The sequence below is a fragment of the Solemya pervernicosa gill symbiont genome (genome assembly GCF_002020875.1).
Taxonomy (GTDB): Bacteria; Pseudomonadota; Gammaproteobacteria.
The window spans coordinates 18305-33978 of record NZ_MPRL01000058.1 but is presented as its reverse complement, the minus strand read 5'-3'; the positions used below and the strand labels follow the sequence as shown (position 1 = coordinate 33978).

Sequence of the window (15674 nt, the reverse complement as noted above, 5' to 3'; positions counted from 1 at the left end):
TCGTCGTTCGCTCCCGCTCTCAACTACGAATAGGCAGACGGCGTCGACTATCGCGGACTAACCGCCTTCGCTTCGCTATCCATGGCGGTCAGCGATGGACGTGATTGTGAAACATTTGATTGGCGCAACGCTGTCGCTTGCACTACTGGCGCTAACAAACCCCGGCGTGGCTGCGGAGCGCGAAGCGGGAGGCAGTCGCCACACCGATCGATTAATCATCAAGCTCCACGACACGCAGGGCGACAAGCGCACAGCGCTCAATCACGATCGAGTTAGCCGCCTCTCCGGCCTTGCAGGGATCACACTAACACCACACCGGCGCATGTCTGGTCGCGCCGAGGTGGTACGGCTTCCTGCACACTACACCATCGACACGGTCAAGACATTCGCAGCCTCGATCGCCGAAGACCCCGATGTCGACTACGTCGAACCCGACTACATCCGCTACCCGATGGCCACCCCCGACGACACACACTACGACGAACAGTGGCATCTGCACGATGTCACCGACGATAGCGAACCGGGCTCGGCCAACCTGGAAAAGGCGTGGGACATCACCACCGGTAGCGCCTCGGTAGTGACGGCAGTACTCGATACCGGCCTGCTGCCCCATACCGACATCGTCGCCGACGGCAACATCAACGACGGCGATGACCGCGTCGTACCCGGCTACGACTTCGTCGACTATGACGACTTCGTCAGCGATGACACCTCCGCCAATGATGGCGACGGCCGCGACACCGACCCGACCGACCCGGGCGACTGGGTAACCAACGCCGAGAGCAGTGACGCCGAGAGCAGCCTCTTCGGCTGTTTCGTCGCGGATAGCTCCTGGCACGGCACCCACGTCGCCGGCACCATCGCCGCCGACAGCGACAATAACAGCGGTGTTGCCGGCGTCGACTGGGTGGGCAAGCTGCTGCCAGTGCGCGTGCTCGGTAAATGCGGCGGCTACAACTCCGACATCACCGACGGCATGCGCTGGGCGGCCGGCCTCTCCGTCCCCGGGGTGCCCGACAACGCCAACCCCGCCAAGGTGCTCAACCTCAGTCTCGGTGGTTACGGCGACTGCAGCACCACCGAGCAGAACACCATCGACGCGGTCACCGCCGCCGGTGCGGTCGTGGTGGTGGCAGCAGGCAACGACGCATGGGACGTCAGCATCAGCGCCCCCGCCAACTGCAACGATGTGATCGCGGTCGCCGCCGTCGACCGCGCCGGCGGTCTGGCCAGTTACAGCAACTACGGCACCCTGATCGACATCGCCGCCCCCGGCGGTGATACCAACGAGATTCTCTCCACACTCGACGGCGGCACCACCACAGCCAATAACGACAACAGTTACCTCGGCTATGTCGGTACCAGCATGGCCACCCCCCACGTCGCCGGTGTTGCCGCACTGATGTTCGCCATCGACCCGACCCTCCTGCCATCGGAGGTCGAGACGATTCTCACCTCAACCGCGCGTACCTTCCCCCTCGGTACCGGCAGCGCCGGTGGCGATTGCCATACCCCGCTCTGCGGCGAAGGTATTCTCGATGCCCATCAGGCACTGATCTACACACGAGACAAGCCGCTAATCGCACCGCTCGCCGACCACACCATCACCAGTGGCGACAATCTCAACATCCCGATCAGCGTCGACTACAGCGGCACCACAGCACCGATAATCGTCGCTGCGGGGCAGCCCACCAACGCCCTCTTTAGCGCTGGCGGCAACGGCTCAGCAACCATTACTCTCAACTCCAATGAGACCAACAATGACAGCAGCTACAATGTAATCGTCATCGCCACCGACGGCGATGATCATTCGCTGGTCGACTACGAGCGCTTCACCATCACCGTCGAGAACGCCGCGCCGATCCTCACCACCCTATCCAACCGAAACGCTTCTGCGGGCACTATGCTCGAATTTACCGTCACCGCCAGCGACGTCGACGGCAGCAATCCGCGACTCACCGTCAGCGACCTCCCATTAGGAGCGACCTACGATGACAACCACGACGGCAGCGCAAACTTCAACTGGACACCGGGTTCTGATCAGGGAGGGAGTCACGAGATCATCTTCACCGCCACCGACCGTAGCAACAACGCTCTGATCGACAGACAGACGATCACCGTGACGGTTTCGAACACCTCATCAGGCTCAAGCGGAGGTGGTGGCGGTAGTCTCGGTCTACTTCCTCTCTTCGTCTTCCTCGCCATGCTCTCACGCCGCCTGAAAGTGCGTTAGCAAAGCGAGCGTGTAATCAGCCCCACCGCACCGCAATATCGATGAGACGGTGATCGCTGGGCTGCTCGACATCTTCGAGACGCTGCTAATTCTGCTGATGGGCAGTATCGTGCTGCCGACCTTCGATCTCAATCAGCTGGTACAGTGATGTGCGGTAGTTCACACTCTGAGTGACGGGCGATTGTTACCATCCGGCCTGGGCGCTATAACCGGGGGTAACAAAGCAACCCAAAGGCGCCTCGCCATGAAATACCACAATCAATTCAATCGACTCCTGGCTGCAGCAATACTATTTCTGACGCTGCTAATGACGGGGTGTGTCGTCGACAAACCCGCGAACGGTGATCTAAGCGCGCGTATTATCATTAAATTCACTCCAGAGGTGGCTGCACCTGCCGATAACGCCTATATGGCACAGCTGGGTGAAGGTACCGAAGCGACACTTAAATATATACGAGCAACATCGGGTGGCGCTCATCTGCTCTATGCGGGCAGTCTGACCGACATGGCGCACCTGAACCGCCTCATCGAGAGACTCAACAACCGAGAAGACACAATCTATGCCGAGCTGGATGCTCGACGTAAAACCGCGAAGTAACCGATGGATAGTCGATGAAAACAGTCACCCGGATCGTTTTACCGGTCCTGCTTTGCACCCTCACTACTTCTGCCACAGCTGGCGGAAAGTATCAGGATGCCCGCAGGTTGCTGCTTGGTGATCACACCGACCGTTTAATCGTCAAACTACGCCCCGAAAGCGATGGAAAACGGCGCGCACTGAATAGCGACCGCATCAGTCGACTCGCCGTACGTGCTGGCAACACCATCAAACATCACCGACGCATGTCGGGCAGATCTGAGGTCATTCGCCTACCCAGACACCTCTCTATCTACGATGTAAGAATGATCGCTCAACGCATACAATTTGATCCCGAGGTTGAGTATGTTGAGCCCGACTACATCCGCTTCCCAATGGCAGAACCCGACGACACTCGCTACGACGATCAGTGGCCTCTGCACGATGTCATCGATGACAGCGAACCGGGTTCAGCCAATCTTGAGAAGGCTTGGGACATCACCACCGGTAGCGCTTCAGTCATCACTGCAGTCATCGATACCGGCTTACTACCTCACACCGACATCGTTGCCGATGGCAATATCAACGATGACGACGACCGCGTGCTGCCGGGATACGATTTCGTCGATGAAGATGGCGCGGGTGATTACACCACCGCCAACGATGGTGATGCCCGCGATGCAGACCCAACCGACCCGGGCGACTGGGTCAGTAACGCAGAGAGTATTGATGGTGGCAGTGTCCTCTTTGGATGTGATGTAGAAAGCAGTTCATGGCACGGCACCCACGTCGCTGGCACTATCGCCGCAGATTCAGACAACAGCAAAGGCGTAGCCGGAGTCGACTGGACCGGAAAACTACTTCCCATCCGCGTACTGGGTAAATGTGGCGGATACACCTCTGACATCATTGACGGCATGAGCTGGGCCGCAGGCATTTCGGTCCCAGGTGTCAGCGACAATCCAAACCCCGCCAAGGTCATCAACCTCAGCCTGGGTGGCTCTGGCAGCTGTAGCACATCGGAGCAAAACACGGTTGATGCCGTCACCGCAGCAGGCACTGTAATCGTTGCAGCGGCTGGTAATGATAGCGGTAACGTCAGCAACAGTGCCCCTGCCAACTGCGATGGCGTGGTAGCCGTTGCTGCGGTCGACCGTACTGGCGGCCTTGCCAGCTACAGCAACTTCGGCGCGCTTATCGACATCGCCGCTCCCGGCTCTAGTGTTTACTCCACTCTTGATAGTGGCTCAACCACAGCGAATAGCAGCGACTCTTACGCATACTACAGCGGTACTAGCATGGCCACGCCACATGTCTCGGGTGTAGCCGCGTTAATGCTCGCCGTTGATGCGACACTGACGCCTACCGAAATTGAACAGAAACTAAAAGATTCAGCTCGAATCTTTCCCACCGGTACTGGCGATGACTGCACTACCTCAACCTGTGGAGCGGGCATCCTCAACGCCTATGCAGCAGTCGGCTGCGCTCGCCCCGCGACCGACCCCACCGCCGATGCCGGAAGTGACACGGCAGGTGATCCAACAGACGAGATTCAATTGAGTGGTTCGGTAGCCGATGACTGTGTAACGGCCTTTAGCTGGAGCCAGACCGCAGGCACCACCGCCACTATCACCGGTAGCACCACCGCAACACCAACCGTGACCATTCCGAACAGCTCCGGCTCACTCACTTTTGAACTGACCGTGACCGACGATGAGTCACGCACCGATACCGACACCGTCATCATCAACATTAACAATGTCAGCACACCGACTCTCTTCACCATTGAAAACCAAACCATCGTCGTCGGCGATACCAACACACTAACCATCACCGCAACTGATAGTGACGGCTCTGACCCGATCATGACCGCAGCCACTCTCCCTACCGGCGCCACCTTTGGTGACAACGATGATGGTACCGCTGACTTCTCCTGGGCACCGACCTCGGGCCAGATCGGTGATCACGACATCACCTTCACCGCCACCGACCGTAACGATAGCGGTTCATCCGACAGCCAGACTGTCACCTTCAGCGTTGTTGGCGATGTTGCGCCGACCCTCAACACGATCGACGACCAATCGGTAATGGAAGGCGAACAACTCAGCTTCTCGATCTCCGGCACTGATACCGATGGCACCGATCCACTGCTTACCGCCACGGGGTTGCCCAGTGGCGCAACGCTGCTCGACAATGATGAGGGAACGGCCTACTTCCTATGGACTCCATCGCCCAGTCAGACCGGCGACCACTCCATTACCTTCATCGCCACCGATCGAAACGACTCAGGGCTAACCGACAGCCAGACCATCACCATCAGCGTTGAGGCCGAGGTAGCACCGGTACTAGCCAGCATCGACAATCAGACGGTAATCGAGGGAGAGACCTTGAGTTTCAGTATCAGTGCCACCGACAGCGATGGGAGCGACCCTCTACTTACTGCCACCAGTTTACCGAGCACTGCAACACTGACCGATAATGGTGACGGTACGGCCGACTTCAGCTGGAGCCCGACCTTCTCTCTGGTCGGTATCCATCGAATCACCTTTATCGCTACCGATAGCGGCAACAGCAGTTACTCAGATAGCCAGCAGGTGACCATCACGGTCGAGGCATCACCTGATCGATCAACGGTTAGTGGTGGGGGCAGCAGTAGCGGTGGTGGCTCGCTGAGCCTCTCGGCCCTGCTAGCGCTGCTCTGTTTGAGGCTCTTTCGTCGTTAGGCTCTGGTGTAATTGCGCTGCTCGCAATCAATAGACACCGATATCGAGATAGGAACGTGACACCTTCTCCAGCGCCACAACATAGGCGGCTGTGCGCAGGTCGTTGACCCGCCCATTTTCAAGCATCTTCTCACGCATCGACTGGTAGGCGAGGCGCATGGTGTCATCCAGGCCTGAGCGGACCAGATCGACCTCGCTGGCACCACTCGTCACATCTTTTTTAACCTTATCGGAGATTGAGAAGCCGGTGACCTCTTCAAGCAGATTGGCGATTTGGTGACCGCGCATCTCATCCTGACGCCGCTGCATGCGACCGAAACGGATATGGGAGATATTTCGGATCCACTCGAAGTAGGAGACGGTGACACCGCCCGCATTGACGTAGGCATCGGGCATGATGGTGATACCGCGTTCACGCAGAATCGCATCTGCACCAAAGGTAACCGGGCCATTGGCCGCTTCCGCGATCAGCTTGGTATCGATCCGCGCTGCGTTCTCCACCGTGATCTGACCCTCAAGCGCCGCAGGGATCAGAATGTCACAACTCTTCTCCAGCACCACCTTTCCATCAGCCTCGAAGCTCGCATCCGGGTAACCCTTGATGGTGCCGTGCTCCTGGATGTACTGATAGACCGCCTCAACTTTGAGGCCTTTATCGTTAATCAATGCACCATCACGCTCGATGATCGCCGTGATCAACGCACCATCATCTTCGCTGAGAAACTTGGCGGCGTGGTAGCCGACATTACCCAGCCCCTGCACGATAATCCGCTTCCCCTCAAGCGTACCGCTCATCCCGGCATGACCAACATCGGCAGGATGGCGGAAGAATTCCTGCAGCGCATACTCAACACCGCGCCCAGTCGCCTCGACTCGACCACGGATACCCCCGTGGTTGACCGGCTTGCCGGTCACACAGGCCATGTAGTTAATATCTTCGGGATGGAGGTGTTTATAGGTGTCTGCCATCCACGCCATCTCACGCTGACCGGTACCAACATCGGGTGCCGGTACATTCTCTGAGGGACTGAGATAACCCTTTCGCACCAGTTCCAGGGTAAAGCGACGGGTGATCTGTTCGAGGGCATCGCGGTCATACTTACTTGGATCGATCTGCAGCGCACCCTTGGATCCGCCAAACGGGACATCGACAATCGCACACTTGTAGGTCATCAGCGCAGCTAGCGCCTCCACCTCATCCTGGTCGGCGTAGGACGCATAGCGAATACCACCCTTGACCGGCAACCGGTGGTTACTGTGAACGGCTCGCCAGCCGGTAAAGACCTCAATCTCACCTTTAATCTTTACTGGAAAGCGAATTTGAATAACAGAGTTACACGACTTGATCGCCTGCTGTGTCCCCGCATCGAGATCCATCGTTGCCAGGGCGCGGTCGACCATCAGGTCGACACTTTCACGGAAGGTGGGTTCTTGTTCGACTGCCATAACATCTCCTTAGGGAAGGATGAGTAAGGTGGCTTTTTTTATCGCCTTCTTCTGATACTTATAGCTCAAAGCATTTCGTTCTACCGCTCGCGTTTTAACAGCGGGCTATAGATGTAGCCAACCAGACCGCTCTCGGTCTCGACCTTTGACCAGCGACCCGACTGGCTGATCACCGCCAACTGCGAGCCTACAGCCAGGGTCTCGATCACCGCATGACTGGTTCCCGCACCGCCGCGCATATTGACCCGCTCATGCACCCAACGCTGTTCGCGATGATCAACAGCTGGCTCAGGTAGCGGCTCAGACTTACCCTGCGCACTCTCGCTCGACTCAGGCGTTTCACTCTCACCGCTCCAGTTGTAGATCACCGAACTGAGCACAAACAGCGCTACCAGAGCGCCTGTGACCTTAAGCCAGGTCTTGCTCTGCTCAGGCCTGGGTTTCGGTTTTCTACGCTTCGGCTCGACCGCCAACCCCATATCCTCGGGCAGCTCGCGGGGATCGATTCGGTTGTCTCTCTCTCTCATCATCTCTTATGTGGTTGGGTTACTTTGAAGTTAGTCACTAGATTACCACCGTCGCTATCGTGTTTGTCTACGTAATAACCCGATCAGCAGCAGCCCCGAAATCGCACCATAGAGGTGTGCATTGACGATCACCCGACCACCGACCAGCTCTGCGGTACCGGGCGTAGCGCCATTGAACTGCTCCCAGGCGAGCTTGGCTGCAATCGCCAGCAACAGCCCCATCGACTCGACACGCATCCGACCGATCGAGACGAGAGCTCCGGCCACAAACAGGCCGTGCAGCAGACCGGAGAGACCCACATAGTGGATCAGCTCCCGATCGAATTGCAGCAGGGCGATCGAAACCAGCGGAGCTGAGAGCAGCACCAATAGTAACCAGCTGCGTATCGGCAGGGCGCGATCGAAGAGGATCGCTACCAATAACAGGCCGGCGAGGTTGAGCAACAGATGCATGATGTTGAGATGGACCCAATGACCGCTGATCAACCGCCACCACTCCCCCGCGAGAATCGCGCCCCGATCGTAGCGCAGCAGCTCCACTGCACTCTCGCCAATCAGGGCGATCATCAGTGCTGGTAGCGCTACCCAGAGCGCCCACTGCCAGCGTCTTATCACCTTTAGTGGAAACTGGTTCACACAATCTCTCTTATGGTCATGAAAAACACAGGGTAATTGGCTATGATGAGCCGACTCAAAACAGTTGGAAATTGGAATGTTGACAGTGAGAATAACAGAGGGCAACCGAGAGTTCCCCGTGCAACGGAAGCAGCACGGTTTCACCTTGATTGAGATATTGGTGGTGGTGGTCATCCTCGGCATTCTCGCCTCTGTGGTTATACCTAAGATCATGGATGAACCTGATGCGGCAAAAAAAACCAAGGCTCAATTTGATATTCGCAGCCTTGAAACAGCTCTAGACAGATACAGACTCGACAATCACCACTACCCCACCACCGACCAGGGACTCGATGCACTGGTCAGCAAACCGAGTGACTCACCCGAACCGCGAAACTGGAAATCGGGGGGCTATATTGCTCGCCTGCCACAGGATCCCTGGGGTAGTGACTACCAGTACCTGAACCCCGGTGTACGCAACGCGGAGATCGACATCTTCTCCTACGGTGCCGACAACCAACCTGACGGCGAAGGGAACGATGCCGACATCGGCAACTGGGAGTAAGGCGCTCCGCCTGCCCCAACCCTACCCACATGGCCGTAAAAACGGCTTTACCCTGCTGGAGCTGATGGTGGTGCTGGTGATTATCGGCATCCTGCTCAGCTTCGCCTCCCTATCGCTCAACAGCAGTGGTGATGATCGGGTTAAGCGGGAGGCGCAGCGTATTACCGCGCTGCTGGAACTCGCCTCCGAGGAGGCGGTACTCGGCTCGAGGGAGCTGGGGGTGGAAATCAGCGCTGAGGGTTACCGTTTTCTGCAGCTCGATCTGGAGAACTGGGTCGCCCTGGAGGATGACACCCTACGACCCCGCACCCTCCCCGAAGATATAGAGGCAACACTCTATCTCGATGGCCTTGAGGTGGCACTCGAAGCAGGGGACGATCCGCAACCGCAACTCCTGCTGCTCTCCGATGGTGAGATCGCCCCCTTTGAACTGAAGCTACAACTGTTCGACAGCGAGCAGCACTATCTGATCAGCGCCAACGCCATCGGCCAGCTCTCACTGCAACGAGGTGAGGAGTGACACGAAGAAATCAACGCGGCTTCACCCTGCTCGAGGTACTGGTCGCACTGTCGATCCTGGCGGTGGCACTCGGTGCCCTGATCCAGAGCGGCGGACAGAGTGCCAACACCCTCTCCCACCTGCGCGACAAGACACTCGCACACTGGGTCGCCAGTAATAAGGCCAACGAACTGCAGCTTGCCAACGCCTGGCCGGAGAACCGTACCCAGAAGGGTGAGAGCGAGCCGGCCGATCTGGAGTGGCACTGGCAAATGGCCGTCCACCCCACCGCCGACAGAGACCTGAAACGGATTGAGATCGAGGTACGTCTCAACAAGGAGAGTGACTCGTCGCTGGCACGCGTGGTCACCCTGCTGACCCGTCCAACCGAGAAGATCACCCAATGAAGCGGCAGCACGGTTTTACACTGCTGGAATTGATGGTCGCGATTGCGATCTTCGCCACCCTCTCGGTGCTCGCCTACGGCGGACTCGCCTCGGTGTTGGAGAGTCATGAACATACCGAACGACAGGCCGATCGACTCCAGCAGCTTCAAAAGCTGTTTCGCTATCTGGAACGCGATATCGAACAGGCAGTCGAACGTCCGGTGCGCGGTGCATACGGCGATAGCCTGCCAGCCCTGCAGATCTACAGTAGCGACGGTGCACTGCTGGAGCTGACCCGCAGCGGTCGGCGAAACCCAGCCAACCTCCCACGCAGCGCGCTGCAGCGTGTCGCCTACAGCTTCGATGAGCAGCGCCTGCGCCGTCACCACTGGCGGGTACTCGACCGCGCGCCCGACAGCGAGGCGGTTGAGATCGAACTGAGCGATGGTATCGAACAGATCTCACTACGGGTGATGGATGATAAACGTGAGTGGCAACAGAGCTGGCCACCCACACAGATCGGTGCAGCCACCACGCCCCGCCCCCTCGCCATTGAGGTCATCATTGAGACCGAAGACTACGGGCGTATCAGCCGACTCTTCCGGGTAGGGGGCTAGGGTGTTGGACCTATACCGACAGCGCGGCGTGGCACTGATCACCGCCCTACTGGTGGTGGCGTTGGCCGCCACCGCTGCAACGGCGATGGTCACCCGCCAGCAGCTCGATATTCGTCGCACTGCCAATATGATCCATAGCGATCAGACCCGCCACTACGCACTCGGTGCTGAGGCGTGGGGTATCAATCAACTGTTGAAGGATCGTGGTGAAAATAAGACCGATAGCCTCAGTGATGACTGGGCCACCATCCTGCCGCCGATGGAGGTCGAAGGGGGATACATCTCCGGCAACATTGAGGAGCTGCAGGGGCGTTTTAATCTCAACAACCTCATTGCCAGGGAGGCGCGTGGTGAACTGGCGCGCAAACGCTTTGAGCGACTGCTAAAACAGCTCGGTCTCGAAGCTGCGCTGCTACAGGCGGTCACCGACTGGATCGATGAAGACATCAATCCGCGCTATCCCGATGGTGCGGAGGATGACTACTACCTCGGTCTGCAACCCGCCTACCGCACCGCCAACCGGGAGATCGGCTCGATCAGCGAGCTGCGACTGATCCGCGGTTTTGATACCGACAACATTAGGGCCCTGCGCCCCTACATCACCGCACTACCGCAACCGAGCAAGATCAATATAAACACCGCACCCGATGAAATTCTGCTGACCCTGGCCGATGATCTTGAGCGCAGTGACATCGATTCGCTGATCGAGACAAGGGATGAAAACGCCTTTGCCACTACCGCTCAATTCCTGCAAGATAAGGCCTTTGCAGGACGCGAAATCGACGGCAACGGCCTCGGTGTGACCACAGACTACTTCATGATCCACAGCCAAAGCGAAATCGGTCGAAGCCGACTCCTTCACCACACCCTTGTACAGCGACCCACTAACGGTTCGGTGGCCATCTTGATGCGCAGTCGGGGAGAGTACTGATGGAGCCGACCATCCTGCTACAGCTCGAGGGTGAAGATGCGCTTCACTGGGTCACGCTCGATCGTGGTGGCCGTGCCAGCCTGCCGCAACACGGCACATTCAGTGAACTGGCACGTCACGCCGGCACCACCCGCCTCACCCTGATTGCACCCGCCGAGTCGCTACTACTAACAGAGGTCTCAATCCCCACTCGTAGTCGCCAGCAGTTGCAGCAGGCGCTCCCCTTTGCGATGGAGGAGCAGCTAAGCGAAGAGGTCGAGCTGCTCCACTTCGCCTATCCTCGCCCCACCGGTAACGCACCGTTGCCGGTTGCCGTGATTGCCAAATCGAGACTCATCGACTGGCAGCAGCAGTTCGCCGCACACGGCCTGACTCTCACCTCGATCGTCGCCGAGCCACAACTACTCCCGCTTGATGGGGATACATGGCACCTGCTACTGGATGATCGTCGCGCACTGCTGCGCAGTGGCACCCTCCGTGGCTATGCTATCGACCCTGACAATCTCGACAGGGTGTTACAACTCGCCATAGATGAGATGGGAGAGAATCCGCCCGCACAGATCATGGTCAGCGATCTTCGCAGTCAGGCCACTCCTCTGCCCCACTTCGCCAATATTGAGCTCGTCGTTAAACAGCTGGCCGACGGCACCCTGCCTCTGTATGCCAGAGGCTACCTGGCCACAACACCGATTGAGCTGCTGCAGGGTGAGTTCAGTCGTCGTGAACAAATGGGGCGCAACCTCAAGCCGTGGATTCCCAGCGCCGCGATGTTAATGATCGCATTGTCCCTGAGTGGCACCGCCACCATCGGTGACTATCAGGCGCTGCAGGATGAGAGCAAAAACAACCAGCAGCAAATCGAACAGATCTATCTCGAGGCCTTTCCAAAGAGCAAGCTTGTAACCGGAAGAGAGAAGGCGCTAATGGAGCAGAAGCTGGTCAAGCTGCGCCAGCGCAGCGCCAGTAGCAGCGGCGCACTACCGCTACTGGAGAAAAGCGGAGAGCGTATCCAGCAACTGGATGGCGTCTCAATCGAGACCATCAATTATCGTAACGGCACACTGGAGCTCGACCTGCGCGCTGAGAACCTGCAGCTGATCGATCAACTCAAGCAGCAGCTCGATAACGACACATCACTCAATGTCGAGATCGCCTCCGCTACCTCACGCAATGGTCGCATTGAGGGTCGTCTGCGCATCAGGAGCGGCTCATGAGTCAGTGGTGGAGTGGGCTAGAGGCACGAGAACGCCGCATGCTGATGTTTGGCGCTGTAGCGCTACTCGCACTAGCGCTCTATGCGCTGGTCTGGGAGCCCTACCAGAAGAGCAACACACGTCTTCAACAGCGCGTTGAGCAGCAGCGCGACACCCTTAACTGGATGGAGCAGGCACGTCTCGAGGCGGCGTCGCTGCGTGGTCGCACAACGACGCCCCAGGGAAGTAACGAATCACTACTCTCGCTCACCGATCGCACTGCCAAACTGCGCAAGTTGGGATCTCAGATCAAGCGATTACAACCCGACAGCGATACAAGTGTGCGTGTCTGGCTCGAGCAGAGCCGCTTCGACATCTTGATGCACTGGCTCGGCGAGTTGCAAAGCCGTTACGGTATCACCATCGCCACGCTACAGATCGACAGGCAGGAGAGCGCCGGGATCGTCAACGCACGTCTGACCCTGCAGCGTCGCGCACCATGAAGCCGCTACTTCGTTACCTCGGTCTCGCCGTTGGGGCCTATCTATTAATGCTGGTGATCACACTGCCTGCCACACACCTTAATGGCTGGTTTGGCGCTCACCTACCGCAGCTCAAGCTGCACACTCCAGGCGGCACACTCTGGTCGGGAAATGCGGCATCGGTCCGTATCGATAACACCACTCTGGAGAACGTTGAGTGGTGTTATGCGCCCACTGCACTTCTATCCGGACGGATAGGCTTCAATACCCAGATCAAGAGTCGACTAGTGAAGGGCGAAGGTCTGCTCTCAATCGATGCCGAGCAACTCGTTGGCATTGATGGTCTCACCGCTATCAGCTCGCTGGCACAGCTACCCCTCCCACCGATGGCCGCAGCCGTGAAACCCACCGGCAAACTTGAACTACGGCTAACACAGGCACGCCTTGCTGGAAAACAGATTAAATCACTGACAGGAGAACTGATCTGGCGTGACGCCAGCTTCAGTCTGGCACAACCGGTCGCACTGGGTGATCTCAAGGCGACATTTGCAACAAATGAGCAGGGACTGCAGATCGATATCAGCGATCTCGGGGGGGATCTGCAGACCAACCTCAAGATCACCATCGACGCTAAGATGAACTACCGGCTGAACGGTAATCTCAATCTACGCAACCAGCAGCGTCTCGACCTGCAGCAGCTACTCTCAATGCTTGGCGCACGAGGCAACAGTAACCGTGCAGCAATCAATCTCAGTGGTAGGCTTCCCCAGCTTCCTCTGACACTCTAGTATTAAGCCTCCACATTGACCCACACCGCACCATAGATAAGAGACCAACGCTCTACATAGACCGATCACCCTATGTCTCTGTTACTGCTAACAACCCCCGACCAGCACAACTACGACGACCCCTCGGTCGATCTCAAGGAGCGGGCGCTCAATCGCTGGCTCAACGAACTGCCACTATTCAACTACAGTGACACCGCCAGGCAGATCAGAGAGCGACTCGAGGCATTTAACGCACAGAAGATGCCGATCAAACAGCGTATCAACCTGCTTGAACTCTATCGTAAACCTGTCGAACGACTCTTCAGCGCTGTCGATATCAAGCAGTTGATTAAACAGATTCAGCAGAGTGACGAGCAGAATGAGTTTATCGACCAGGTGGGACTGCTTTTCGCCACCCTGGCTGACGGGTACAAACTGGTAGTGATGGAGGGTTATCGCAACAAGCTCGTACCCAGCAAGGATAAGCTACTGCTACTGGCGATCTTTCGCAGCATGGAACAGATCACCCTCGGACTGCTGCACACCTACCGCTACTACGGACCGGTGCCACCCTTCGCTCTACTCGAGCTGCACCAACTCTACTACTATGCTGAACAGAGTGGCTGCGAGAACACTCCGGCGATCGGACGACGCGACAGTAGCACCACCGCCAATCTCTACAAACGAGTGATGTTACTGACCATCAGTGATCCATTCCGACTCGGCGAGAATGAGCTGCTGCCACTGTTTCAGGCCTATCTAGAACTGGCACCACTCTGCCGCATCGACAGCGCCGAAGCGGCCAAGTGTCAGGGCAGCTTTCTGATCGACCTCAATGGCGACTCTCCCCCGCGCGGCTGCAAGGAGGGCGATGTTGAGCGTGCCGAAGTGCCGCGAATTTACGACATTGGACCACTGCTCGATGAGCTGGAACAGCGCATTGAGAATGGACATGAAAAACAGGCCGAACCGATGCTGGCGCGTCTCTCCAGCCAACACCGAGGCCAGGAACAACGAAAGCTGCCCCGTGAATCGGCCGAGCGTTATGTGTCGTTGATTGTTGGCCTGGAGGGCATCTGTGACTATCTCACCAGCCACCGAGAATCCCTGCTCTCAAGCTGGCGCGTGGTCAATGAACACAACGAAGGTAACCAGCTCAGTAGTACAACCAGCAGCGGTGTCGAGATACACGTCGGGGAGGTGATCGCCATGCCAGTCCCGGATGACAATCCGCCGCAACTCGCCACCGTACGTTGGCTAAAAAATGATGGTACCGGCCATATAGAGATCGGCATCGCCTTTCTCGATGGCAACGCCACACCTACCCACTGTGGCTATGATGATGAACCGGCCAGGGCATCGTTGTTCCTAAAGGCGCAGCCTGAGATCGGCCTACCGACAACGATGATTGCTGCCAAGGGCATCTATCAAAAGGGACGCCAGCTGCACCTAACCGCCGTCACCGGTCAACGGGTAAAGGCCAAGGCGGGCTCGAGTCTGGTGCAGACGCAACGTTTCGATCAGTTCACCCTGCACAAGTAAATATTAAATTCATCACAGGGCGTTATACTCCACAACATCACAGGTAACGGACAGCACCATGGGCAAGTCAAAAAAGAGTTCGAAAAAAGCGTTGAAAGATATACCGCTGGAGATCACTCCTGAGAACAAGTGCAGTTTTTGCGTCGGCTCGAAGTGTTGTACCTACATTACCCAGGTGATCGACACGCCACGCTCCAAGGCGGACTTCCAGCATATGCTGTGGCAGATCTCACACCAGAACATCAGATTCTATAAAGACGACGATGGCTGGACACTACTGGTCGACTCGCCATGCCTTCACCTACAAGGCGATGGTCGATGCGGCATCTATCATGAACGCCCCGGCATCTGCCGCGACCATAGCAATGATTACTGCGAACTTGATGCGCCCGCCGAAGATGGCTTCAACCTCTATTTCGACAGCTACAAATCACTACTGAAATACTGCAAGAAACGTTTCAAGAAGTGGGCCTGACCTGACCCTGAGTCGGTTAGAAATAACCACACAGGATCGTAGCCCGAATAAAACGAAGTCTAATCCTGAACGCCGCTCACCACTCTCCGCGATTCA

General features: G+C 57.3%; 16 protein-coding genes. 13 read left to right on the top strand and 3 right to left on the bottom strand.

What is annotated here, in order from left to right:
• The first annotated feature begins 106 nt into the window (after positions 1–106).
• The 3 genes from BOW52_RS12840 (at position 107) to BOW52_RS12830 (ending at position 5533) form a co-directional block, all read left to right on the top strand.
• Positions 107–2233, top strand: a complete 2127-nt coding sequence (locus tag BOW52_RS12840) for a S8 family serine peptidase (RefSeq protein WP_236725737.1) — start codon at positions 107–109, stop codon at positions 2231–2233.
• Between the two features lie 244 nt (positions 2234–2477).
• Positions 2478–2831: a hypothetical protein gene (locus BOW52_RS12835; RefSeq protein ID WP_078484481.1), complete on the top strand. Its 354-nt coding sequence runs from the start codon at positions 2478–2480 to the stop codon at positions 2829–2831.
• 14 nt (positions 2832–2845) lie between these two features.
• A complete protein-coding gene (locus tag BOW52_RS12830) occupies positions 2846–5533 on the top strand; it encodes a S8 family peptidase (protein ID WP_078484480.1) in 2688 nt (895 codons plus the stop codon).
• Between the two features lie 27 nt (positions 5534–5560).
• On the opposite strand, the gene BOW52_RS12825 is transcribed toward BOW52_RS12830, so the two are convergent.
• From BOW52_RS12825 to rrtA, 3 genes are all read right to left on the bottom strand, one after another.
• Positions 5561–6979 (bottom strand): Glu/Leu/Phe/Val family dehydrogenase, encoded by a 1419-nt coding sequence (locus tag BOW52_RS12825; RefSeq protein ID WP_078484479.1) that lies wholly within the window; start codon positions 6977–6979, stop codon positions 5561–5563.
• Between the two features lie 80 nt (positions 6980–7059).
• Positions 7060–7509: an SH3 domain-containing protein gene (locus BOW52_RS12820; protein WP_078484478.1), complete on the bottom strand. Its 450-nt coding sequence runs from the start codon at positions 7507–7509 to the stop codon at positions 7060–7062.
• 51 nt (positions 7510–7560) lie between these two features.
• On the bottom strand, positions 7561–8142 hold the full coding sequence (rrtA, locus tag BOW52_RS12815; protein WP_236725736.1) for a rhombosortase: 582 nt from the start codon (positions 8140–8142) through the stop codon (positions 7561–7563).
• Positions 8143–8218: 76 nt separating this feature from the next.
• Between rrtA and gspG the strand changes: the two genes are divergently transcribed.
• From gspG to BOW52_RS12765, 10 genes are all read left to right on the top strand, one after another.
• On the top strand, positions 8219–8686 hold the full coding sequence (gene gspG, locus BOW52_RS12810) for a type II secretion system major pseudopilin GspG (protein WP_078484477.1): 468 nt from the start codon (positions 8219–8221) through the stop codon (positions 8684–8686).
• Positions 8661–9206: a type II secretion system minor pseudopilin GspH gene (gene gspH, locus BOW52_RS12805; protein WP_078484476.1), complete on the top strand. Its 546-nt coding sequence runs from the start codon at positions 8661–8663 to the stop codon at positions 9204–9206. Before gspG ends, gspH begins: the two co-directional genes overlap by 26 nt.
• The gene (gspI, locus tag BOW52_RS12800; RefSeq protein WP_078484475.1) at positions 9203–9592 is read left to right on the top strand and encodes a type II secretion system minor pseudopilin GspI; all 390 of its coding nucleotides are present in this window, start codon (positions 9203–9205) and stop codon (positions 9590–9592) included. Before gspH ends, gspI begins: the two co-directional genes overlap by 4 nt.
• Positions 9589–10188 (top strand): type II secretion system minor pseudopilin GspJ, encoded by a 600-nt coding sequence (gene gspJ, locus BOW52_RS12795; protein WP_078484474.1) that lies wholly within the window; start codon positions 9589–9591, stop codon positions 10186–10188. Before gspI ends, gspJ begins: the two co-directional genes overlap by 4 nt.
• A gap of 4 nt (positions 10189–10192) precedes the next feature.
• A complete protein-coding gene (gene gspK, locus BOW52_RS12790) occupies positions 10193–11119 on the top strand; it encodes a type II secretion system minor pseudopilin GspK (RefSeq protein WP_172840340.1) in 927 nt (308 codons plus the stop codon).
• Positions 11119–12333 (top strand): type II secretion system protein GspL, encoded by a 1215-nt coding sequence (gene gspL / locus BOW52_RS12785; RefSeq protein ID WP_078484472.1) that lies wholly within the window; start codon positions 11119–11121, stop codon positions 12331–12333. Before gspK ends, gspL begins: the two co-directional genes overlap by 1 nt.
• On the top strand, positions 12330–12815 hold the full coding sequence (gspM, locus tag BOW52_RS12780; RefSeq protein ID WP_078484471.1) for a type II secretion system protein GspM: 486 nt from the start codon (positions 12330–12332) through the stop codon (positions 12813–12815). Before gspL ends, gspM begins: the two co-directional genes overlap by 4 nt.
• Entirely contained in the window at positions 12812–13582 is a 771-nt protein-coding gene (locus BOW52_RS12775; protein ID WP_078484470.1) for a type II secretion system protein N, read from the top strand. The genes gspM and BOW52_RS12775 overlap by 4 nt, the downstream gene beginning before the upstream one ends.
• Positions 13583–13654: 72 nt before the next feature.
• A complete protein-coding gene (locus BOW52_RS12770) occupies positions 13655–15103 on the top strand; it encodes a hypothetical protein (protein ID WP_078484469.1) in 1449 nt (482 codons plus the stop codon).
• Positions 15104–15161: 58 nt separating this feature from the next.
• On the top strand, positions 15162–15578 hold the full coding sequence (locus tag BOW52_RS12765) for a YkgJ family cysteine cluster protein (protein WP_078484468.1): 417 nt from the start codon (positions 15162–15164) through the stop codon (positions 15576–15578).
• Positions 15579–15674 lie beyond the last annotated feature (96 nt).

Bases quoted from the DNA above. Each gene is read 5' to 3' on its own strand.
- BOW52_RS12835 (WP_078484481.1), top strand. From the start codon at position 2,478: ATGAAATACCACAATCAATTCAATCGACTCCTGGCTGCAGCAATACTA.
- BOW52_RS12830 (WP_078484480.1), top strand. From the start codon at position 2,846: ATGAAAACAGTCACCCGGATCGTTTTACCGGTCCTGCTTTGCACCCTC.
- BOW52_RS12825 (WP_078484479.1), bottom strand. From the start codon at position 6,979: ATGGCAGTCGAACAAGAACCCACCTTCCGTGAAAGTGTCGACCTGATG.
- BOW52_RS12820 (WP_078484478.1), bottom strand. From the start codon at position 7,509: ATGATGAGAGAGAGAGACAACCGAATCGATCCCCGCGAGCTGCCCGAG.
- gspG (WP_078484477.1), top strand. From the start codon at position 8,219: ATGTTGACAGTGAGAATAACAGAGGGCAACCGAGAGTTCCCCGTGCAA.
- gspH (WP_078484476.1), top strand. From the start codon at position 8,661: ATGCCGACATCGGCAACTGGGAGTAAGGCGCTCCGCCTGCCCCAACCC.
- gspJ (WP_078484474.1), top strand. From the start codon at position 9,589: ATGAAGCGGCAGCACGGTTTTACACTGCTGGAATTGATGGTCGCGATT.
- gspL (WP_078484472.1), top strand. From the start codon at position 11,119: ATGGAGCCGACCATCCTGCTACAGCTCGAGGGTGAAGATGCGCTTCAC.
- gspM (WP_078484471.1), top strand. From the start codon at position 12,330: ATGAGTCAGTGGTGGAGTGGGCTAGAGGCACGAGAACGCCGCATGCTG.
- BOW52_RS12775 (WP_078484470.1), top strand. From the start codon at position 12,812: ATGAAGCCGCTACTTCGTTACCTCGGTCTCGCCGTTGGGGCCTATCTA.
- BOW52_RS12770 (WP_078484469.1), top strand. From the start codon at position 13,655: ATGTCTCTGTTACTGCTAACAACCCCCGACCAGCACAACTACGACGAC.
- BOW52_RS12765 (WP_078484468.1), top strand. From the start codon at position 15,162: ATGGGCAAGTCAAAAAAGAGTTCGAAAAAAGCGTTGAAAGATATACCG.